Origin of the sequence: Kitasatospora hibisci, from assembly GCF_043950205.1 — a bacterium.
In the GTDB taxonomy this organism is placed as follows: Bacteria; Actinomycetota; Actinomycetes; order Streptomycetales; family Streptomycetaceae; genus Kitasatospora; species Kitasatospora hibisci.
In genome coordinates this window covers 7,816,372-7,837,287 of the sequence record NZ_CP171642.1, presented here as the reverse complement: position 1 = coordinate 7,837,287, position 20,916 = coordinate 7,816,372, and the positions used below count along the sequence as shown (strand labels likewise).

16 protein-coding genes are annotated in these 20,916 nt (G+C 73.7%); 5 read left to right on the top strand and 11 right to left on the bottom strand.

Features of this window, described 5'->3' with window-relative positions; genetic code table 11:
- The 11 genes from xdhB to ACF9IK_RS33980 form a co-directional block, all read right to left on the bottom strand.
- Complete coding sequence (xdhB, locus tag ACF9IK_RS34030; protein WP_395297916.1) at positions 1–2,397, bottom strand: xanthine dehydrogenase molybdopterin binding subunit; 2,397 nt, start codon at positions 2,395–2,397, stop codon at positions 1–3.
- Positions 2,394–3,863, bottom strand: a complete 1,470-nt coding sequence (locus ACF9IK_RS34025) for a xanthine dehydrogenase small subunit (protein WP_395297915.1) — start codon at positions 3,861–3,863, stop codon at positions 2,394–2,396. The genes xdhB and ACF9IK_RS34025 overlap by 4 nt, the downstream gene beginning before the upstream one ends.
- 461 nt (positions 3,864–4,324) lie before the next feature.
- Complete coding sequence (locus ACF9IK_RS34020; RefSeq protein ID WP_395297914.1) at positions 4,325–5,269, bottom strand: urease accessory protein UreD; 945 nt, start codon at positions 5,267–5,269, stop codon at positions 4,325–4,327.
- Positions 5,266–5,886: an urease accessory protein UreG gene (gene ureG, locus ACF9IK_RS34015; protein WP_395297913.1), complete on the bottom strand. Its 621-nt coding sequence runs from the start codon at positions 5,884–5,886 to the stop codon at positions 5,266–5,268. The genes ACF9IK_RS34020 and ureG overlap by 4 nt, the downstream gene beginning before the upstream one ends.
- Positions 5,887–5,937: 51 nt before the next feature.
- Positions 5,938–6,630 carry an urease accessory protein UreF gene (locus tag ACF9IK_RS34010; protein ID WP_395297912.1) on the bottom strand — a complete coding sequence of 231 codons (693 nt, stop codon included), beginning with the start codon at positions 6,628–6,630 and terminating at the stop codon, positions 5,938–5,940.
- Positions 6,627–8,351, bottom strand: coding sequence for an urease subunit alpha (gene ureC, locus ACF9IK_RS34005; protein WP_395297911.1), 1,725 nt, complete (start codon positions 8,349–8,351; stop codon positions 6,627–6,629). The genes ACF9IK_RS34010 and ureC overlap by 4 nt, the downstream gene beginning before the upstream one ends.
- Positions 8,351–8,785 (bottom strand): urease subunit beta, encoded by a 435-nt coding sequence (locus ACF9IK_RS34000; protein WP_395297910.1) that lies wholly within the window; start codon positions 8,783–8,785, stop codon positions 8,351–8,353. The genes ureC and ACF9IK_RS34000 overlap by 1 nt, the downstream gene beginning before the upstream one ends.
- A gap of 47 nt (positions 8,786–8,832) precedes the next feature.
- Positions 8,833–9,546, bottom strand: a complete 714-nt coding sequence (locus ACF9IK_RS33995; protein WP_395297909.1) for a sirohydrochlorin chelatase — start codon at positions 9,544–9,546, stop codon at positions 8,833–8,835.
- 3 nt (positions 9,547–9,549) lie between these two features.
- Positions 9,550–9,855, bottom strand: coding sequence for an urease subunit gamma (locus ACF9IK_RS33990; protein ID WP_395297908.1), 306 nt, complete (start codon positions 9,853–9,855; stop codon positions 9,550–9,552).
- A gap of 1,162 nt (positions 9,856–11,017) precedes the next feature.
- Entirely contained in the window at positions 11,018–11,734 is a 717-nt protein-coding gene (locus ACF9IK_RS33985) for a flavodoxin family protein (protein ID WP_395297907.1), read from the bottom strand.
- A gap of 393 nt (positions 11,735–12,127) precedes the next feature.
- Positions 12,128–12,787 (bottom strand): TetR/AcrR family transcriptional regulator, encoded by a 660-nt coding sequence (locus ACF9IK_RS33980; RefSeq protein WP_395298761.1) that lies wholly within the window; start codon positions 12,785–12,787, stop codon positions 12,128–12,130.
- A gap of 130 nt (positions 12,788–12,917) precedes the next feature.
- Between ACF9IK_RS33980 and ACF9IK_RS33975 the strand changes: the two genes are divergently transcribed.
- The 5 genes from ACF9IK_RS33975 (at position 12,918) to ACF9IK_RS33955 (ending at position 20,778) form a co-directional block, all read left to right on the top strand.
- Positions 12,918–14,117, top strand: a complete 1,200-nt coding sequence (locus ACF9IK_RS33975) for an FAD-dependent monooxygenase (RefSeq protein WP_395297906.1) — start codon at positions 12,918–12,920, stop codon at positions 14,115–14,117.
- Between the two features lie 106 nt (positions 14,118–14,223).
- Positions 14,224–14,766, top strand: a complete 543-nt coding sequence (locus ACF9IK_RS33970) for a MarR family winged helix-turn-helix transcriptional regulator (protein ID WP_395297905.1) — start codon at positions 14,224–14,226, stop codon at positions 14,764–14,766.
- 144 nt (positions 14,767–14,910) lie between these two features.
- Positions 14,911–15,366 (top strand): hypothetical protein, encoded by a 456-nt coding sequence (locus ACF9IK_RS33965; RefSeq protein WP_395297904.1) that lies wholly within the window; start codon positions 14,911–14,913, stop codon positions 15,364–15,366.
- A gap of 146 nt (positions 15,367–15,512) precedes the next feature.
- On the top strand, positions 15,513–16,367 hold the full coding sequence (locus tag ACF9IK_RS33960; protein ID WP_395297903.1) for an NmrA family NAD(P)-binding protein: 855 nt from the start codon (positions 15,513–15,515) through the stop codon (positions 16,365–16,367).
- A 394-nt stretch (positions 16,368–16,761) separates the two neighbouring features.
- Positions 16,762–20,778, top strand: coding sequence for a Pls/PosA family non-ribosomal peptide synthetase (locus ACF9IK_RS33955; protein ID WP_395297902.1), 4,017 nt, complete (start codon positions 16,762–16,764; stop codon positions 20,776–20,778).
- Positions 20,779–20,916 lie beyond the last annotated feature (138 nt).

The following is a 20,916-nucleotide window of genomic DNA, read 5'->3' as shown; positions in this document are numbered from 1 at the left end:
TCAGGCACCCTTCGACACGCCCGTGTCGGTTCGGATCCGACCGTCGGCGGCGGAACCGCTCCGGGACACACCGCCCCGGCGGGCCGCCTGGATCGCCCAGTACACCGCCTCCGGTGTGGCGGGCGAGGCCAGCTCGACGCTGACCCCGCTCGGCCCGAACGCGGCTGCGGCCTGCCGCAGCGCCTCGCGCACCGAGAACGCCAGCATCAGCGGAGGCTCACCCACCGCCTTGGAGCCGTACACCGCACCCTCCTCACCGGCGTTCTTCAGGAGAGTGACGTTGAACTCCTCCGGCATCTCCGAGAAGCTCGGGATCTTGTAGGTGCTCGCGGCCTGGGTCAGCAGTCGGCCGCGGCCCGGCCCGTCACCGACGTCCCAGCGCAGGTCCTCCAGCGTCAGCCAGCCCGCGCCCTGCACGAAGCCGCCCTCGACCTGACCGATGTCGATCATCGGGGACAGGCTGTCGCCGACATCGTGCACGATGTCCACGCGCCGGATGCGGTACGCGCCGGTGAAGCCGTCCACCTCCACCTCGGCCGCGGCGGCGCCATGGGCGAAGTACTTGAAGGGCGAGCCCCTGAACGTCCTCGCGTCCCAGTGCAGCCCCTCGGTCCGGTAGAAGCCGGCCGCCGACAACTGGACCCGCTGGAGGTACGCGGTGCGTACCAGATCGTCCCAGGCCAGCTCCTGGTCGCCGCCCAGGACGCGCGCGACGCCCTCGACGATGCGCACGTCCGGGGCGCTCGCACCCAGCCGGGTGGCGGCCACCTGCAGCAGCCGCTCGCGCAGCTGCTCGCAGGCGTTCTTCACCGCCGCCCCGTTGAGGTCCGCCCCGGCACTGGCGGCGGTGGCGGAGGTGTTGGGCACCTTGTCGGTCCGCGTCGGGGCCAGCCGCACCTTGTGCAGCGGGACGCCCAACGTGGTCGCGGCCACCTGCAGCATCTTGGTGTGCAGGCCCTGGCCCATCTCGGTGCCGCCGTGGTTGATCAGGACCGAGCCGTCCTTGTAGATCAGCACCAGCGCGCCGCCCTGGTTGAAGGCGGTGAGGTTGAACGAGATTCCGAACTTGAGGCCGGTGATCGCGAGCGCCCGCTTGGTGTCGGGGTGCGCGGCGTTGAAGGCCTCGATCTCGCGCCGCCGATCCGCGACGCCGGCGTCGTCCTTGACCTGCCGCCAGACGGCGGCGATCCGTTCGGGCTGGAGGACCGGCTGTCCGTACGGCGTCGACTGGCCCTGCCGGTAGAAGTTGCGCTCCCGCAGCTCCGTCGGGTCCAGGCCGAGAAGCGGCGCGCAGCGGCCCAGGATGTCCTCGATCACCAGCATGCCCTGCGGTCCGCCGAAGCCGCGGAAGGCGGTGTTCGAGACCTTGTTGGTCCTGGCGATCCGACCGGTGATGCGTGCGTTGGGAATCCAGTAGGTGTTGTCGATGTGGCACAGCGCGCGGGCCACCACCGGCTCGGACAGGTCCAGGCTCCAGCCGCCGTCCGCGGTCAGGGTGGCGTCCAGGGCCTGGATGCGGCCGTCCGCGTCGAAGCCGATCTTCCACTCGGCGTGGAACCCGTGCCGTTTGCCGGACATGGTCAGGTCCTGGGTCCGGTTGAGCCGCACCCGGACCGGCCGACCGGTCAGCTTGGCGCCGAGCGCGGCGACGGCCGCGAACCCGTGCGGCTGCATCTCCTTGCCGCCGAAGCCGCCACCCATCCGCAGGCACTGCACGGTCACCTGGTGGCTGTGCAGGCCGAGGACGTGCGCGACGATCTCCTGGGTCTCCGAAGGGTGCTGGGTGCTGCTCTGGACGAACACCTGCTCGGCCTCGTCGACGTGGGCCAGTGCGGCGTGCGTCTCGAGGTAGAAGTGCTCCTGGTCGGAGAACTGGAGCTCGCCGGTGAACACGTGCGCGGAGTCCGCGAGGCCCGCGTCGACGTCGCCGGTCAGCATCACGGGCCGAGCGCCGTGGAGGCTGCCGGCCGCGATCGCCTCCTGAAGCGTGATCAGGGAGGGCCGTTCGTCGAGGTCCACCTCGACGGCCGCCGCACCGAGCCGGGCCGCCTCCAGGGTCTCGGCGAGCACCCAGGCGACCGCGTGGCCGTGGAACATGACCTCGTCGGGGAAGAGCGGTTCGTCGTGCTTCATCCCGGCGTCGTTGACGCCGGGTACGTCGGCGGCGGTCAGCACGCGGACCACACCGGGCACGGCGAGCGCGGGCCCGGTGCGCAGGGCGGTGACCCTGCCGTGGGCCTTCATGACCTGGACCGGGTGGGCGTGCAGCACGTCCTTGGTGCGGTGGATCAGGTCGTCGGTGTAGAGCGCGGTGCCGGTGACGTGCAGGACGGCACTCTCGTGCGGCACCGGGAGGCCGACGACGGGCCTTTCCGGGCGCTCGGACAACCGGCTCATGACGACACCGCCCCGGTGGTCCGTGCGTACAGCTTCAGCAGGCTCTGGCCGAGCATCGCGGAACGGTAGTCGGCGCTCGCACGGTGGTCGTCCATCGGAGTGCCTTCGGCCTGCAGCACCCGGGCCGCGGCCTCGACGGTCTCCGCCGCCCACGGCTCTCCCTCCAGGGCCGCCTCGGTGGCGAGGGCACGGATCGGGGTGGCGGCCACGCCCCCCAAGCCGATGCGTGCCTTGCGGACGATCCCGCCCTCGACGTCGAGCGCGAAGGCGACCGCCACGCTGGAGATGTCGTCGAAGCGCCGTTTGGCGATCTTGTGGAAGGCGGTGACCGGTGCGAGCGGCAACGGGATGCGCACCGTGCGGATCAGCTCGCCGGGGCGGCGCACGCTCTGCCGGTAGCCGATGAAGTAGTCCGCCAGCGGGACCTCGCGCTCACCGTCGGCGTCGGCGAGCACCACCGACGCCTCCAACGCGAGCAGGACCGGCGAGCCGTCGCCGATGGGGGAGCCGGTGCCCAGGTTGCCGCCGAGGGTCGCACCGTTGCGGATGAGCCGGGAGGCGAACTGCGGGAACAGCTCTGCCAGGAGCGGGACGCCTCCGTCGAGTCGGCGTTCGATCTCGGTGAGCGTCAGCGCCGCCCCGATCCCGATGCGGTCGGATTCGACGCGCAGCTCCCGCAATTCGGGGATCCGGTCGACGGCGACCACGCAGTCCGCCCGGCGGGAACGGATGTTCACCTCCACACCCCAGTCGGTGCAGCCCGCGACCACCACCGCGTCGGGCCGCTCCCGCAGCAACCTCAGCGTCTCGGCCAGGCTCGTCTTCCGCAGGAACGCGCTGCCCTCCCGGATGCACTCGGTGGCGACCGGTACGGGCGGGGACTGCTCACGACGCCGCACCAGCGGGTCCTCGTCGGTGGGCGCACCGACGGCGAACGCGGCATCGCGGATCGGGCGGTAGCCGGTGCAGCGGCACAGGTTCCCGCTCAGCGCGTGCAGGTCGAAGCCGTTCGGGCCGTGCTCGGCGTCGGAATCGGCGATGCCGGCCGGGCCGGGGGGCGCACAGCGGTCGGGGCGGTAGTACTCGGCGGCCATGCTGCAGATGAATCCCGGCGTGCAGTAGCCACATTGGGAGCCGCCGCGGGCCGCCATCTCCTCCTGTACCGGGTGCAGGGTGGGCGGTCTGCCGGGTTCGCCCGGGGTGGCGAGACCTTCGGCGGTGATGAGTTCCTGACCGTCGAGCGCTGCGACGGGGATCAGGCAGGCGTTGACCGCCACCCAGTCGGTGGGCTTGTGCACCCCGGGGCGGGCCACCAGGACCGCACAGGCGCCGCATTCACCCTCGGCGCAGCCTTCCTTGGTGCCGGTGAGGCCACGCTCACGCAGGAAGTCCAGTGTCGTGGTGTGGGGCGCGACCGGTGGGATCGGTGTCTCTTTCCCGTTGACCGTGATCCGCGCCGCTACCATGACGGGCCTTCTTTCCGGAGCGCGATCGGTCGATTCGGCATGTTCGCCAATTTCAGGCAGCTTTCTGTGTGCAGACGCGCCGTGTGGGAAGAGCGCGCGCAGAACGGCAGGCGACAGCGACCTGCCGAGGGGATGTGACGGGACTTGCGGAACGTGCCACGGACGGCGGGCACGTCAGAACGGCGTGATCAGCAGCCGTGCGCGATTCGACCGGGAGCCCAGGCCGTGCGGCGGGCGAGGCGACCGAGATCAGAGTCGGTGTGCATCTGCTGGTCGCCCCCTCTTCGGTCGCTACGGATCCACGTTCGTCGCAAGCTAGCGGTCGGGGCCGCCGAGGTCAAGGAGTCGACCTCGGTCGATCGTCCGGGGCCGGGACAGCGGCCGCGCAGTTGTGGACTCGCGGCCCGGTGCGCGGGTGCTCCGCCGGCCGATCAACCCGGCGCCGGCGCTCCGGCCACCGGTCAGCACTTGCGCAGCGCCGGGGCCGGCGCCCCGATCAGGAGTCGGCGGACGGCGTCCCAGGCCCGGTGGACCGCCCCGGCGACGGCGGGAGGGTCACTGCCGAGTACGCGGAGCCACGCGCCGCTGTCCTCGGGCAGGACGCTGACCCCGTACGGCAGACCGCTGCCGGCCAGCGACCGGTACAGGGTGTCGGCGATCTCCGGGGCCGAGGCCGCCGGGCTGACGGCGTAGAAGGTCGACACCAGGTCGTGCCCGGCCAGCACGGCGGGGCCGGTGACCCCGCTGCCACCAGGCTCCAGGCGGACGGTGTCCAGGGCGAACAGCCGGCCGTCGGGTCGTCGCCATTCGAGGTCGGTGGCGAAGACCTGGTAGGCGTTGCGCTCGCCGCGGGCCAGCCGGCCGGCCAGCACGGTCTCCCCTGCCAGCACGGTGGCCGAGGGCGCGGTGGTGATCACCGTGCGCTGGTAGAAGCGCGAATCGCGGTAGGGGATGGTCGGTTCGGGCAGGTACTCGACGAAGCTGCCGTCCGCCGCCGTGAGGTGGACCTGCTGGGTGGCGTAGTCGGCGTCCATCCGGTGGAGCTTGGTGGCGGCCTGGGTGGTGAGGTGGACGGCGCTGTCCGCCCCGCACCGCAGGTCCAGCCGGAGCCGGTCCGCCTGGACGATGCCGCCGCCGGTGGACATCAGGAAGGTGACGGCGAGGTCGGGGCGTGCCGGGTCGAAGTGCAGCGGGCGCATGATCTGCAGCGGGGACTTCTGGTACCGGTGGACCAGTTCGGTCCGCCCGCCGATCCGCTCGAAGTCCAGTTCCAGCAGGCCGATCTTGCCGGGCCGGCCCACCGGCAGCGCGTCCGGCCGCCCGGCGTGGCGGCGCACCGCACGGGGGACGCTCCCGGGCTCGTAGTGGGCCGGAGCGAGCCTGTCGAGCCCGTCTCCGCCGATCACACGGCCACCCGGCGGTACGACTCCAGCAGGTCGGCGACCCGGTCCAGGCCTTCGCCGGTCAGGCTGTTGGTCAGCACCACCGGGCGGCCCTCGCGCACCCGGTCGGCATCGCCGGTCATCACCGCGAGGTCGGTGCGGACGTACTGGGCGATGTCGATCTTGTTGATCACCAGCACGTCGGAGTCGGTGATGCCCGGGCCGCGCTTGCGGGGCATCTTCTCGCCCTCGGCGGTGTCCAGCACGAAGAAGAACATGTCGACCAGCACCGGGCTGAAGGTCAGGGTGAGGTTGTCGCCACCGGACTCGTACAGCAGCGTGTCGATGTCCGGGAACCGTTCCAGCAGTTCGGCGCCGGCGGCCAGGTTCATGGTCGGGTCGTCCCGGACCGCGGTGTGCGGACAGGCCCCGGTCTCCACACCGACCACGCGTTCGGGGTCGAGCAGCCCGGCCAGATTGCGGCGCACGTGCTGGGCGTCCTCCTGGGTGTAGATGTCGTTGGTGATCACCGCGGGCCGCCGTCCCCGGGCGATCAGCACCGGCACCAGGGCCTCGATCAGCGCCGTCTTCCCGGAGCCCACCGGGCCCGCGATCCCGACGCGCAGTACCTCGTCCGTCATGTCCGTCCAACTCCCTTGACGTGTCGTCGTCGTGTCGTCGCGAAACGAGCGTCAGCTCGCGAACAACCGGGCGTGCGCCCGTTCGTGGTGGCCCGCCATCACGTCCGCCACCGGGACGCAGCCGCCCAGGTCCGCGAGGTCCCGCTCCAGCGCGGCCGCGGTGACCTCGGCGATCACCGGGGCGGTCTCCCGCAGGGTGCGCTGGGCCCTTCGGTGGTCGGTCAGCCGCAGCCGGAGGCCGGCACCGACGAAGCTGACGGCGAAGGCGAACAGGTCGCTCGCCACGGCGTGTTCGGTGGGCACCCGGCCCGCGGCGTACGCCACTGCGGCCGCCACCGGATGGCAACCCGGGGCCCGCCGGTCGGCGATCAACTCCGCGTAGGCGTCCAGCGCCTCACCGCCGAGCGTGAGCCGGGCGGTGTCCAGCAGCTGGCGACCGGTACGGGTGGCGGCCAGTCGCTGCTCGCGGTTGAGCTTGCTCGCGAACAGCCGTCGGTCCACCTCGGCCACGGCCGCCCAGTCCGCCTCGCCGGCCGCCCGGTGGGCCAGGGCGAGTGCGGTGGCGTCCGCCGGGCCGACCGAGTGGCGCAGCAGGTCGGCGAGCAGGCCGGGCAGGCCTTCCTGGTCCACCGCCCGGGCCTGGGCGAAGCCCTCCAGCCCGTGCGAGAGCGTGTACAGGCCGCTGGGGAAGGCCGAGTCCGTGAGCTGCAGGCAGACCAGCAGCGTGTCGAGGTCCGCGCTCACGCGAGGTAGAACAGGTGGTTGAGCGGCAGTTCGCGGGCGGGCTCGATGGTGGCGGGCGCACCGTCCAGGGTGACCTTGTAGGTCTCCGGGTCCACCTGGATGTCCGGCAGGGCGTCGTTGCGCACCATGTGCTGCTTGCCGACCGTGCGGCACCCCCGCACCGGCAGTACCCGGCTCTCCAGGCCGAGTTCGGCCGGGACCCCGCGGTCCACGGCGGCCCGGGACATGAACGACACCCGGGTGGCCTGCCGGGCTCGGCCGAACGCGCCGAACATGGGCCGGTAGTACATCGGCTGGGTGGTGGGCAGCGAGGCGTTCGGGTCGCCCATCAGGGCCCAGACGAGCATGCCGCCCTTGACCACCGACTTCGGCTTGGCCGCGAAGGAGTTGATCGGCCAGAGCACGATGTCCGCGAGCTTGCCGGGCTCCAGCGAGCCGACGTGGTCGGCGATCCCGGCGGCGACGGCCGGGTTGATGGTGAGCTTGGCGAGGTAGCGCAGGACGCGGGCGTTGTCGTTGCGCTCGGTGTCGCCGGCGAGCCTGCCGCGCTGGTCCTTGCAGTGGTGGGCGGTCTGGAAGGCGCGGGTGAACGACTCGCCGACCCTGCCCATGGCCTGCGAGTCGGAGGAGAAGATCGAGATGACGCCCTCGTCGTGCAGGACGGTCTCGGCGGCCACGGTCTCGGCGCGCACCCGGGACTCGGCGAACGAGACGTCCTCGGGAATGTGGTGGCTCAGGTGGTGGCAGACCATCACCATGTCGAGCAGCTCGTCGATCGAGTTCACCGTGTACGGGAGCGTCGGGTTGGTCGAGGAGGGGAGGACGTTGGGCTCTCCGGCGATCCGGATGATGTCCGGGGCGTGGCCGCCGCCGGCGCCCTCCGTGTGGAAGGTGTGGATGGTGCGGCCGTCGATCGCCGAGAGGGTGTCCTCGAAGAAGCCGGACTCGTTGAGGGTGTCGGTGTGGATGGCCACCTGCACGTCGTAGTCGTCGGCGACGCGCAGCGCGGTGTCGATCGCGGCCGGCGTGGTGCCCCAGTCCTCGTGCACCTTCAGCCCGCAGGCCCCGGCCTCGACCTGCTCGCGCAGTCCCTGCGGCAGCGAGGCGTTGCCCTTGCCCAGCAGACCGACGTTGACCGGCAGGTCGTCCACCGCCTGGTACATCCGGTGGATGTTCCAGGGTCCGGGGGTGCAGGTGGTGCCGTTGGTGCCGTCGGTCGGGCCGGTGCCGCCGCCGATCAGGGTGGTGATGCCGTTGCTCAGCGCCTCCTGGACCTGCTGCGGGGCGATGAAGTGGATGTGGGTGTCGATGCCGCCGGCGGTGGCGATCAGGTGCTCGCCGGCGATCACGTCGGTGCCGGGGCCGATCACCAGCTTCGGGTGCACGCCGTTCTGCAGGCGGGGGTTGCCGGCCTTGCCGATGGCGGTGATGAAGCCGTCCTTGACGCCGATGTCGCCCTTGACGACGCCGAGCACCGGGTCGAGCACGACGACGTTGGTGATGACCAGGTCGAGCGCGCCCTGCACGGAGGTGGCCGCCGGGTCCTGCGCCATGCCGTCGCGGATGGCCTTGCCGCCGCCGTAGACCGCCTCGTCGCCGTAGTGGCCCTCGTTGAAGTCCTTCTCGACCTCGACGACCAGGTTGGTGTCGGCCAGGTGGAAGCGGTCGCCCACGGTGGGTCCGAAGAGGTCCGTGTACTGCCTGCGGGAGATGATCGCCATCAGACCCCGTCCTCCTCGCCCTGGTTGCGGACCGGTGCCGTCGTCGCCGTCGGGTCCTCGCTCCGGGCGCCGAGGAATCCGCGCGCCTCGGCGCGGCGCAGCGCCGAGGCTCTGGTGTCCGCCGCGCCGAGCCCCCCGTCGACCAGCGCGCTGAATCCGACCAGCCGCCGCTGGCCGCCGTACGCCACCAGCTCGACCTCGCGGGTGTCGCCCGGTTCGAACCGGAGGCCGGTCCCGGCCGGCAGGTCCAGGTGCATGCCGTAGGCCTGGGAGCGGTCGAACGACAGCGCCCGGTTGACCTCGAAGAAGTGGTAGTGCGAGCCGACCTGGACGGCGCGGTCCCCCGTGTTGCTCACGGTGAGCGCGGCTCTCGCCCGGCCGGCGTTGATCTCGATCGGACCGTCGCCGTAGAGGTATGCGGCTCTTCCTGCCATGGTGTTCGTCCTCCGGTCGCGCGTCTGCGACATGTGCGGGGTGGGGGTCAGTGCGGATGGGGGTGGGAGTGGCCGTGATCGCCGGCGAGCGCGGACGCGATGCCGTCGTCGCCGTGTCCGAGCAGGTGCAGGGCCCGGGCGGTCCGGGCGTGCAGCACCTCTGTCACCGCCCGGGTGCTGAGCAGCCCTCCGTCGAACCCGGCGCGAACCCGGGCCACGCGGCGGGCACCGAGGCGGCGGCAGCGATCGATGCCCTCGGCGACGTCCGGATCACCGTCGTCGAAGGCGACCTCGACCGTGCGGTGGGTGCCGTACTGGCGCACCAGCCGGCCGATCCGGTAGAGCTCCGCATCCTCGTCGGGTCCGGCGGAGCGGGCGGTGACCAGCAGGGCGTCCGCGTCGCGGCGGGCGCCGGCGGCGGCACGGAGCCAGCCGACGAGATGCGTCGTCGTGCCGAACGGCTGGGTGAGGGCGACCCGTCCGGCTACGGCCGACCGGGTCAGCCACTGCATCGCGCGTGCCGTGTCCGCCACGAGCGCGCGGTCGCGGCCCAGGGTCATCGGGACCACGCACACCGGCTCCGTGCCGGATGCGAGGGCGTCCGCGACGACCCGGGTGAGCTCGCGCCCGACCGGGACGGCGCGGCGCGCGCCGGCCCGGTCGGCGAGGTCGGTCAGGTCGCGGGCGGTACGGCTCTCGTGGCCGCCGACCAGGACGAGGGTGGCTACGGGACGCCCCTGCGGTCGGGGCGTGGGCGGCACGGTTCAGGCACCGATCGGGTCGTGGCAGGAGACGAGCTTGGTGCCGTCCGCGAACGCCGCCTCGACCTGCAGCAGCGGGAGCATCTCGCGCACCCCGGGCAGGACCTGGTCGGCGCTGACGACCGTCCTGCCGAGTTCCATGCACTCGGCCAGCGTGCGGCCGTCCCGGGCCCCCTCCAGGAGCGCCTCGCTGATCAGGGCGACGGCCTCGCTGTAGTTGAGCTTCACACCCCGCTCGCGCCGGCGGCGGGCGAGGTCGGCCACCACGTAGACGTACAGCTTGTCGATCTCTCGTGGGGCGAGGTTCATCGGACGCTCCTGGGTGGTTCGCGAGGTGCGGGTACGCGCCGTCGTGGCGGGCAGGGGCGGCGGGCCGGCCCAGCGGCGGCGTCGCCACTGGGCCGGGCTCGACCGTGCCCGTTCCGGGAGCACGGTCGGGCCCCTGCCCGTCGAGTCCTGCACATCGGAGCACCACTGTGTTTCGTGGAGATTTTCGGGTTGTCACGGCCGACGGACCGGCCCCCGGTTCTGGCGGACCCCACAGTCGGGTGCCGCCGAGCGGCCCGGTTCCCTGGTCGATCGCACAGTTGTGGTGATCTCCCTCCGGCGTCCTAGACTCCCGGCATTCGGATGCCGGCACCCACGGCCGGGGCGGAGTCACCGCCCGGACGGGCCGCCGCCCGACGTCTTCCGTTCCTGGTGCCGCAGCCGCGAGACGGCGCGCCGACCACGCGTGCCCACCCCGGCACGGCACCTCCGTGTGTACGAAACCGGGGGTACCGATGTCCTTGCAGAGCGGGTCCGGAAACACTGGCCCGACGTCCGCCCCGCTCGACCAGGTCGACCGGGCGCCACGCGGCGCCCGGTCGGTGCTCCGCGGCCTCCGGCACGCGCTTCTGCGCCACACGCGGCCGGTCACACCCGCCACGGGCGACGCGCGCGGGGCGGGGAGGAATCCGACTGGTCGTCATTCATCCGTCGCCGGGCCTGCCCTGCCCGCCGGCACGGGGACCGCCGGCGCGGAGCAGGCTCCGCCGTTCCCGAGCTGCCCGGCGTCGTGCGGGCGGGCAACGGCCCTGTCCTCGCGGACGTACTTCTGGGAGTCCCCCTACCCGGGTGTCTCGACGGCACGTCGCGGGTGGTGCGGTCGATGCCGTTGACGATCCCCCCGGTCGATCCGCTGCCCTTGTCGGGCCACACCCTGACCGGCCCTCGGCCCGGTGTTCGCGGTGGCCCGGTCCGGGCCGCCCCGGTGGAGACGGCCCGGCCGTCGGCATCCGCCGGACGCCGCTCCTGGCAGGCCTCACGCGCCCTCCGTGACCGGGGCGCCCGGAGCCCGGGACCGGTTCATCGCAGCGCGGGCGCTGCGCCTGGACGCGGTCGGCGCCGGATCACCACCGGGTGACGGGCGGAGTGTCCGGTTCCTGCTGCCGCCAGGATGCGACGAGACGGGCGAGGCGGGTCGGGGTGGTCAGCGGTGCTCGGGGTTCTCGAAGTCGAAGCGGCAGCCCGCGTCCCACTCGGAGCGCTGGTTGCCGTGCGCGGGGATGCCGCCGGCGTCCTTGAGCATCCGGGCCAGGTGAAGCAGGTTCCAGGTCATGAAGGTGGTGTTGCGGTTGGTGAACTCGTTCTCCGGCCCGCCGGATCCGGGGTCGAGGTAGGACGGGCCCGGGCCGGCCTCGCCGATCCATCCCGCGTCGGCCTGCGGCGGGATCGTGTAGCCCAGGTGCTGGAGGCTGTAGAGCACGTTCATGGCACAGTGCTTGACGCCGTCCTCGTTGCCGGTGATGAGGCAGCCGCCGGCCCTGCCGTAGTAGGCGTACTGGCCGGCGTCGTTGAGGAGCGAGGAGCAGGCGTAGAGGCGTTCGATGACCCGCTTGGTCACGGAGGAGTTGTCTCCCAGCCAGATCGGTCCGGCGATGATCAGGATGTCCGCGGCCATCACCTGGGGGTACAGGACGGGCCATTCGTCGGTCTCCCAGCCGTGTTCGGTCATGTCGGGCCAGACGCCGGTGGCGATGTCGTGGTCGACGGCGCGGATGACGTCGACCGTGGCCCCCTGGCGCTCCAGGATGCCGCGGCTCACGTCGATCAGCCCCTGGGTGTGGCTGCGCTCGGGTGAGCGTTTGAGAGTGCAGTTGAAGATCAGGGCACGTAGGTCGGAGTAGGACGTCGCGGTGTCCGGCATGGGTGCGCCTCCTGCTGTCGGGCGGGCACGGGTCCTGCACACTCCACCAGGCGGGGGTGGCTCGCGTGAGCGGAGACCGGCCGACACGCGGCGGGCGTCGACCGGGTGGACGAAGCAGCCGGAGCACCGATCGACCGGTTCGGGGTGGAGCGCCGGCCGCGGCGACGGCCGGGTGTGTACGGGAACGTCTCCAGCGCCGAGCTCGAAGACGGGATGGCGGTCCGGGTGACCGACTACCGGGGCGAGCCGTCCGCCCCGCCCTCCTGGCGGCAGACGGCGGCGGAGCGCCTCGAAACGCCCGCGGACGGCACCTGTCCCACCGCCGGCGCCCTCACCCGGGACCGGGCAACCGGCGTCGCGGTACCGTCACAGCCACTACGCGGACGCGTCCGTTCACTCCGGCGGCGGCGTCCACGGCCCCGCAGGTCGCGCGGACGGCTGCTCCGGAGCGCCGCCGGGGCCGCGCAGGGCCGCCGCGACCAGCCCTTCGATCTCGTCCTGCCGGACACCGCCCCCGCAGACCAGGCGGTCGAAGACCAACCCGTCGATGCAGGCCAGCAGGGTGTCGGTGCGTCCCTCGGGGTCCGGCACGCCCCGGGCGGCGACGAAGGCGCGGACGACGGCCCGACCGGCGTTCTCCCGGGGGACGAGGATCTCGCGCAGCTCCGGATCGCGCACGCTCTCCACCGCGCAGGCGTACCGCGCGAGCGAGCGCCGCCGCCCTTCACCGGTGAGACGACGGTCGGTCAACGCCGCGATGCCGTGGACCAGCTCCCCGACCGTCCGGAGGGCGGGCACCTGCTCGCCCAGCTCCTGCAGCTCACCCTGGTCCAGCTCGACCAACCGCCGGACGAGCGCGGTGAGCAGCGCCTGCCGCGTGCGCAGGTACGCGGAGGTGGTGCCGAGGGGCACCCCGGCCGCCGCGTCGACCGCCCGGTGGGTGAGCCCGCGCATGCCCGCGTCGGCCAGCACGCCGATCGCCGCGTCCGCCAGGACGGTCCGGCGGTCCGGGCGTCCGGCGCCGCCCGCGCCCGTCCCGCCGCCGGCCGTCACACCCGGGCTCTGGTTCTCCGCTTCAAGCACCCCCTCTTTCTACACCCGTAGTAGGCCGGAGTACTGTCCTTCTACAGCTGTAGAAGGCCGGCGCGGCAAGGGTCGGCACGTCGAGGCAGGGAGGGCAGCCATGGGCGGCACGAGCGGCAGGGGCGATGGGACCGCGGTCGTCGTCGGGGGAGGGATCGGCGGACTGGCCGCCGCGGTCGGGCTCCGGCTGGCAGGGTGGGAGGTCACCGTGGTCGAGCGCAGGCCGGAGCTCGACGACGCGGGGGCCGGAATCTCGCTCGCCGCCAACGGACTGCGGGCACTCACGGCGCTCGGCGTCGGCGAGGCGGTGGAGGCCGTCTCGCGCCGGCAGTACACCGGCGGCACCCGCACCCCGGACGGACGGCGACTGGCCCGGATGGACGGCGCCGCGCTGGAACGCGAGCTGGGCGCGCCGATCATCGGCATACCGCGCGCCGCTCTGCACCGGATCCTGCGCGCGGCGCTGCCCGCCGGGGCCCTGGTCGTCGGTGCCGACGTCACGGCGGTGGACACCTCGCACGGCTCGCGGGTCCGCGTCGAGTACGGCGGCGCCGCACTCGACGCCGACCTGGTGGTGGGGGCCGACGGGATCGGCAGCGCCCTGCGCCGCCGGCTGTTCCCGGACCACCCGGGGCCGGCGTACAGCGGCTCGACGGTGCTCCGGGCGATCACCGCCCATCCGGTCGAGGGATTGGACGCGGACTTCGAGCTGACCTGGGGGCATGGAGCCGAGTTCGGCCACATCGCGTTCCCCGACGGGCGCGCCGAGTGGCACGCGGTGCTCAACGCCCCGGCCGGGGTCCGCCGTCCGGACCCGCTGGCGGAGCTGCGCCGGCGCTTCGCCGACTGGCACGACCCGATCCCGGCGCTGCTGGCGGCGACCCGCCCGGAGGCCGTGCTGCACCACGACGTCCACGAGCTGGCGACCCCGCTGCCCTCCTTCACCGCGGGCCGGATCGCCCTGCTCGGCGACGCGGCGCACGCGATGACCCCGCACCTCGGCCAGGGAGCGTGCCAGGCCCTGGAGGACGCGGTGACCCTGGCCGCCGCAGTCGGGGCGGAAGCCACCGTCGAGGCCGCCCTCGACCGGTACGACGCCGAGCGGCGCCCGCGCAGCCAGGCGGTGGCCCGCGACGCCCGGCGCGCGGGCCGGATGGGCCAGCAGCTCGCGCATCCGCTGGCGGTGGCCGTCCGCAACGCGGCGATCCGGCTGACCCCACCCGGCGTGATGGTCCGCACGGCCCTCCGCCACGCCGACTGGACCCCGCCGCGCATCACCACCGGTACCGGGCGGACCTGATCGTCCGCACCGACGATCGCCGAGCGCCGGCACGCGATCCCGGCGGGGGCCGCGGCCGAGGCCGCCGCGCTTGACGAGCGAAGTGATTAGCCGCCATATTACTTTCATGACCCGGCACCGCCCCGCCCACGACTCCACCCAGGGCGCCGACCACGGCGCGCCCACGCTCGACCAGGCCCGCCGTCAGCTCAACCGGTACGGCCTCTCGTCCGACCCGCAGGCCGTCCTGGTCGCCGCGCGGCTGATGGCGGCCGGCACACGGCTCGGACAGGCCGGGGAGGCACACTTCGCCCGCTTCGGACTCTCCACCGGCCGCTACCGACTGCTGGCCGATCTGGAGGACCACGGCGGCGAGAAGTCACCGTCCCAGCTGGCGGCGAGCCTCGGGGTCTCGCGGGCGACCGTGACCGGCCTGGTCGACGGGCTCGAACGCGAGGGCCTGGTCGCCCGGCGGCCGTCCGTCGAGGACGGCCGCGGCAACGTGGTCGTCCTGACCGAGCCCGGCGCCGAGCGCCTGCGCGAGCTGGCGCCCGAGCACTTCGCCCGCATGGAGGCCATGGTCGGCGGCCTCACGGTCGAGGAGCGCACGGCGTTCCTGGATCTGCTGGCCCGGCTGGTCGAGGGCATGTCCGCCCTCACCGCCGACTGACCGACCCGCCACCGAGACCGGGACCGGGACCGGGACCGCTCAAGCGCACCGGCGAACCGCCCCCCCAGCCCCTCACCATGTCCACATAGTTAGCTAGCTAACCACTAATGATTAGCTGCCTAATCAAAGCAGAAGGAGCCACCCATGCCGAGGAAGCCCGCCTCCCCCTCCGAGCCACCGCCGTTCGTCCTCTGGCGCGAGGCCCTGGCCGCCTACGCGATGCCGGCCGTCACGGCCGGCATCGGCGGCGCCGTGACCGGGCGGTCCGAGCTCGCGATCGCAGCGGCCACCACCATCGGCGGCACCTCCGCCGCGGTCGCCACCCTGCTCGGCGCCCGGCTGCTCCGCCGCCCGGACAGCTCCTGGACGCTCCGCCCGCCGCGCGCTCTGCTGGCCACCGGCTTCGGCATCGCCGCCGCCGCCCTCGCGCTGCTGGCCGGCTGGTCCGGCGCGCACTGGCTCCCGCGGATACCGGCCCTGGCGGACAGCCCGTGGCCCGCCCGGCTCCGGATCGACCTCCCGGTCTCCGCGGCCATCGCCGCCACCGTGATCACGTGGCGCTGGCGCGGCAGCCGTCAGCGCCACCACCGACGGCACTGACCCGACCGAGCCTTCCGCCCAGGATCCGACCTCCAGACCGACGGCCGGAGCGGACGGCCGGCCCCGACACACCGGGCCCACCCACCAAGCCCGTCCACCAGCAACCGAAACCCGCAACCCGAAAGGCAGACGACATGATCGCCATCATGGGAGCCAGCGGCGCCACCGGCGGCGCCACGCTCCACAGCCTGACCCGCCTCGGCGTCCCGGCCCGCGCGCTCAGCCGCGACCCCGGCCGGCTCCTGGCCGGCCTGGACGAGCACACCCGCACCCTGGTCGAGCCGGTGTACGCCGACGCCGGCGACCCGGACTCGCTGCGGGCGGCCTTCCGCGGCGCCCGCGGGCTCCTCCTCACCATGGCCAACGGTCCGCAGCAGGTCGAACACGAGCTGCGCACCATCGACGCGGCCACGGCCGCCGGCGTCGAGCACATCGCCAAGATCTCCGCACCGGCCGCCGAGCCGGACTCACCGGTCGCCGTCTCGCGCGGCCACCACCTGGTCGAGCAGCACCTGCACGCCTCCGGCGTCACCGCGACCGTGCTGCGGCCGTACGCGTTCATGCAGAAGCTCCTGCTCCTCGCCCCGGGAATAGCCGCGGCCGGGCTGATCCACGGCACGACGGGCACCGCGCCCTGCAACTACATCGACTGCCGGGACATCGGAGACGCCGCGGCCGCCGTCCTGACCCGACCCGAGCACGCCGGCCGGACGTACGAGCTGACCGGCGGGCGCGCGTACAGCCACCCGGAGCTCGCCGCACTGCTGGGCACGCTGCTCGGGCGGCCGGTCCGGTACATCGACCTGTCGCCCGCGGAGCTGCACGCGCACCTGGTCAGCCGGGCCGGGATGCCCGCGTGGCTGGCCGCCCACGTGGTCGAGATCCAGCGGCTCGCGGTGGACCGCCCGGAGCGCCCCGACGGCTCGGTCACCCACCTCGTCGGACGCGCTCCGCGTACCCTGGAGGCGTTCCTGAACGAGCACCTCGCCCGCTTCCGCTGATCCGCAGCGGCGCGAAGGCTGCCGCCCGGAGAGCCCCGGACCGGGCCGGTCCGGGCGGCCGCCACCCGGAGGGAGTACCGATCCGGTGTGGCGTGGACCACAATCGGAGATTGCGCCTGACGATCCGTCAAAACGACTGACGCCCCGTCACCATCTACTCACGAAGGCTCAGTTGTTACCTGACACGTCGTCAGATAAGGCTGTCCCGGGGCGAGTTGGGCGGAGTGTCGGGCAGCTCCCGGTTCACCGCCCCGGAGTACCATCGGTTGGGTTGTCTGCTCCGGCCCCGGAGTGGGATCACCCGACCGAGCGAACCAGGTGAGTGCTCCCACCGCCCCCAAGGGCCGGAAACGGTCGGATCCAAGGGGCTAGGACGAGGAGCACACGGGCTGCCATGACAGCTGAACCGATCCAGACCCAGACAGAGCAGGCACCGGAGGCACCGCAGGCCCCCGACGCCGGGCCGGCCCCGGCGGGGTCAGCGGCACCCCCGGCCGTCGCGCCGGTCACCGCACCCCCGGCCGTCGCGGCAGTCACGTCGGCCCCGGCCGGGGCCGAGGCGCCCGCCGGGCCCTCGCGGGCGCTGTTCCCCGGCCGGCAGGCCCCCGGGGCGCGCACCCTGGTCGACATCCTGGACGCCACCGTCCGCAGCCACCCCCACGAGGCGGCACTGGACGACGGCCGCACCGTGCTCAGCTACCGGGCGCTCGCCGCCGAGGTCGAGCAGCTGCGCCGCAGGCTCGCCGCCGCCGGGATCGGCACCGGCGACCGGGTGGGCGTCCGCGTCCCCTCCGGCACCAACGACCTCTACGTGGCCATCCTCGCCGTGCTGGCCGCCGGCGCGGCCTACGTCCCGGTGGACGCCGAGGACCCGGACGAGCGCGCCCAGCTGGTCTTCGAGGAGGCCGCCGTCGCCGCCGTGCTCGGCGCCGACCGCGCACTCACCGTCACCGGAGCGTCGCGCCCCTCCGCCACCGCGGGCCGGCCGACCCCGGCGGACGACGCCTGGATCATCTTCACCTCCGGCTCCACCGGCCGCCCCAAGGGCGTCGCGGTCAGCCACCGCAACGCGGCCGCCTTCGTCGACGCCGAGGCCGCGCTCTTCCTCCAGGACGAGCCGATCGGCCCCGGCGACCGCGTCATGGCCGGCCTCTCCGTCGCCTTCGACGCCTCCTGCGAGGAGATGTGGCTGGCGTGGCGCTACGGCGCCTGTCTGGTGCCCGTCCCCCGCTCCCAGGTGCGCAGCGGCGCCGACCTCGGCCCGTGGCTGGCCGAGCAGGAGATCACCGTCGTCTCCACCGTGCCCACGCTCGCCGCGCTCTGGCCGGCCGAGGCGCTGAACGAGGTCCGGCTGCTGATCTTCGGCGGCGAGGCCTGCCCGCCCGAGCTGGTGCAGCGGCTGGTCACCGAGGGCCGCGAGGTCTGGAACACCTACGGGCCGACCGAGGCCACCGTGGTCGCCTGCGCGGCGCTGCTGACCGGCGACGGCCCGGTGCGGATCGGTCTGCCGCTGGACGGCTGGGACCTCGCCGTGGTCGACGAGGCCGGCGAGCCGGTCGCCGCAGGCGCCACCGGCCAGCTCGTGATCGGCGGCGTCGGTCTGGCCCGTTACCTGGACCCGGAGAAGGACGCCGAGAAGTACGCCCCGCTGCCGTCGCTCGGCTGGGGACGCGCCTACCGCAGCGGCGACCTCGTCCAGGCCGACCCGGCCGGCCTGCTCTTCCTCGGGCGTGCCGACGAGCAGATCAAGCTCGGCGGGCGCCGGATCGAACTCGGCGAGGTCGACGCCGCCCTTCAGGCACTACCGGGCGTCGCCGGTGCGGCCGCCGCCGTCCGGACCGCGCGCGGCGGCAACCAGCTGCTGGTCGGCTACCTGGTCACCCAGGACGGCTGGGACCGCGAGACCGCCGTCGAGCGGCTGCGCGCCGAACTGCCCGCCGCCCTGGTGCCGCTGCTCGCCCCGGTCGACTCGCTGCCCACCCGCACCTCGGGCAAGGTCGACCGCAACGCCCTGCCCTGGCCGCTGCCCGATCTGGACACCGCCGGCCCGACCGAGCAGCTCTACGGCACCGAGGCCTGGCTGGCCGAGCAGTGGACCGAGATCCTCGGGGTGCCGGTGAGCGGGCCGCGCGAGGACTTCTTCGCCATCGGCGGCGGGAGCCTGACCGCCGCCCGGCTGACCACCCTGCTGCGCACCCGCTACCCGAACGTCGCCGTGCTGGACCTCTACCAGCAGCCGACGCTGCGCAAGCTCGCCCGCCACCTGGAACGCACCGCCGCGCAGGGCGGCGAGTCGCGGACGGTCGCGCTGGTGCCCACCCGGGCCAAGCTGCTCCAGTTGCTCCTGCTGATCCCGCTCTTCACCGTGGTCGGACTGCGCTGGAGCGTCGCGCTGCTGACCCTCGGCAACGTACTGTCCTGGTTCGGCGACTACCCGTGGGCGCCCACCGCCTCCTGGTGGGCGGTCGGCGCCGGCGCGCTGGCGCTCTTCAGCCCCGTGGGCCGCCTCGCGATCGGGGCCGGCGGCGCCCGGCTGCTGCTGCGCGGCCTGCGCCCCGGCAGCTACCCGCGCGGCGGCTCCACCCACCTGCGGCTCTGGGCGGCCGAGCGGCTTGCCGAGTCCAGCGGCGCCACGTCGCTCTCCGGGGCGTGGCTGACCCGCTACGCCCGGGCGCTCGGCGCCAAGGTCGGCCCGGAGGTGGACCTGCACTCCCTGCCGCCGGTGACCGGCATGCTCAAGCTCGGCCGGGGCTGCGCGGTGGAGGCCGAGGTCGACCTCTGCGGCTACTGGCTGGACGGCGACCGGCTGGAGGTCGGCCAGGTCAAGGTCGGCTCCGGCGCCGTGGTCGGCACCCGGTCGACGCTGCTGCCCGGCGCCCGGATCGGCAAGCGGGCCCAGGTCGTGGCCGGCTCCAGCGTCACCGGGCACGTCCCGACCGGACAGCGCTGGGGCGGCGCGCCCGCCGTCAAGCTGGGCCGCGCCGAGCGCACCTGGCCCAAGGACCGCCCGCACCGCCGGGCCCGCTGGGCCGCGCTCTACGGCGCCAGCGGCGCCGTGCTGAGCCTGCTGCCCGTGCTCCCGGCGATCGCCGGGCTGGCCGTGCTGAGCCGCTTCGTCCACCCCGGCGAGGGGCTCGCCGCCGCGCTCGGCGGCGCCCTGCTCGGTCTGCTGCCGGCCACCCTGGCCTACGGGGCGGTCTACGCGGCGCAGCTCGTCGCGGCCGTCCGGGTGCTGAGCATCGGGCTGGCGCCGGGGACGCACCCGCTGCACGGGCGGATCGGCTGGCAGGCCTGGACGGTGACCCAGCTGATGGACCAGGCCCGCGAGGTCCTGTTCCCGCTGTACGCCGGTCTGGTCACGCCGTCGTGGCTGCGGGCGCTGGGTATGAAGGTCGGCCGCGGCGCCGAGGTCTCCACGGTGCTGGCGCTGCCGAGCCTGACCACCGTCGGCGACGGCGCCTTCCTGGCCGACGACACCCTGATCGCCCCGTACGAGCTGGGCGGCGGCTGGGTGCGGCTCGGCGAGGCGAAGGTCGGCGAGCGGGCCTTCCTCGGCAACTCCGGGATGACCGCGCCGGGCCGCTCGGTGCCCAAGCGCGGCCTGGTCGGCGTGCTCTCCGCGACACCGGCGAAGGCCAAGAAGGGCAGCTCGTACCTGGGCATGCCGCCGATGAAGCTGCCGCGGGCGGCCGACGAGGCCGACCAGAGCCTCACCTACGAGCCGCCGGCGCGGCTGCTCTGGGCCCGCGGGCTGGTGGAGCTCGGCCGACTGGTGCCGGTGCTGGCCTCGGGCGCGCTCGGCGCGCTGACCCTCACGGCGCTCTGCTGGCTGACGACGGCCTGGTCACCGCTGGCGGCGGTGCTGCTCTCCGGACTCGTGCTGCTGGCCGCCGGCGGTGCGGCCTGCCTGGTCGCGGTGGCCGCGAAGTGGCTGCTGGTCGGACGGTTCCGGGCGGTCGAGCACCCGCTGTGGAGCGGCTTCGTCTGGCGCAACGAGCTTGCCGACACCTTCGTCGAGGTGCTGGCCGTGCCGTGGCTGGTCGGCGCGGTGCCGGGCACACCGGTGCTCAACCTCTGGCTGCGGGCGCTCGGCGCCGACGTCGGCCGGGGCGTCTGGTGCGAGAGCTACTGGCTGCCCGAGGCCGACCTGGTCACCCTCGGCGACGGCGTCAGCATCAACCGGGGCTGTGTGGTGCAGACCCACCTCTTCCACGACCGGATCATGCGGATGGATACTGTGGTCCTCCGCGAGGGTGCCACCCTGGGCCCGGGCGGCATCGTGCTGCCCGGCAGTACGGTGGGTGCGCGCAGCACGCTGGGCCCGGCCTCACTGGTGATGCGCGCCGAGTCCGTTCCCGCGGACACCCGGTGGCTGGGCAACCCGATCGAGGTGTGGCAGACCACCTCGTGACGGGCGCGGTGCCCGCCGGGTCCGTCCCGTCCGCCCCACCGACCCGCCATGCCCGCCACGTCCCGCCCGTCCCCGACCCGTACTCGCAGGGAGCGCACGACCCGGTGAAATCCCGCCCGGTGAACCACCAGCACACCC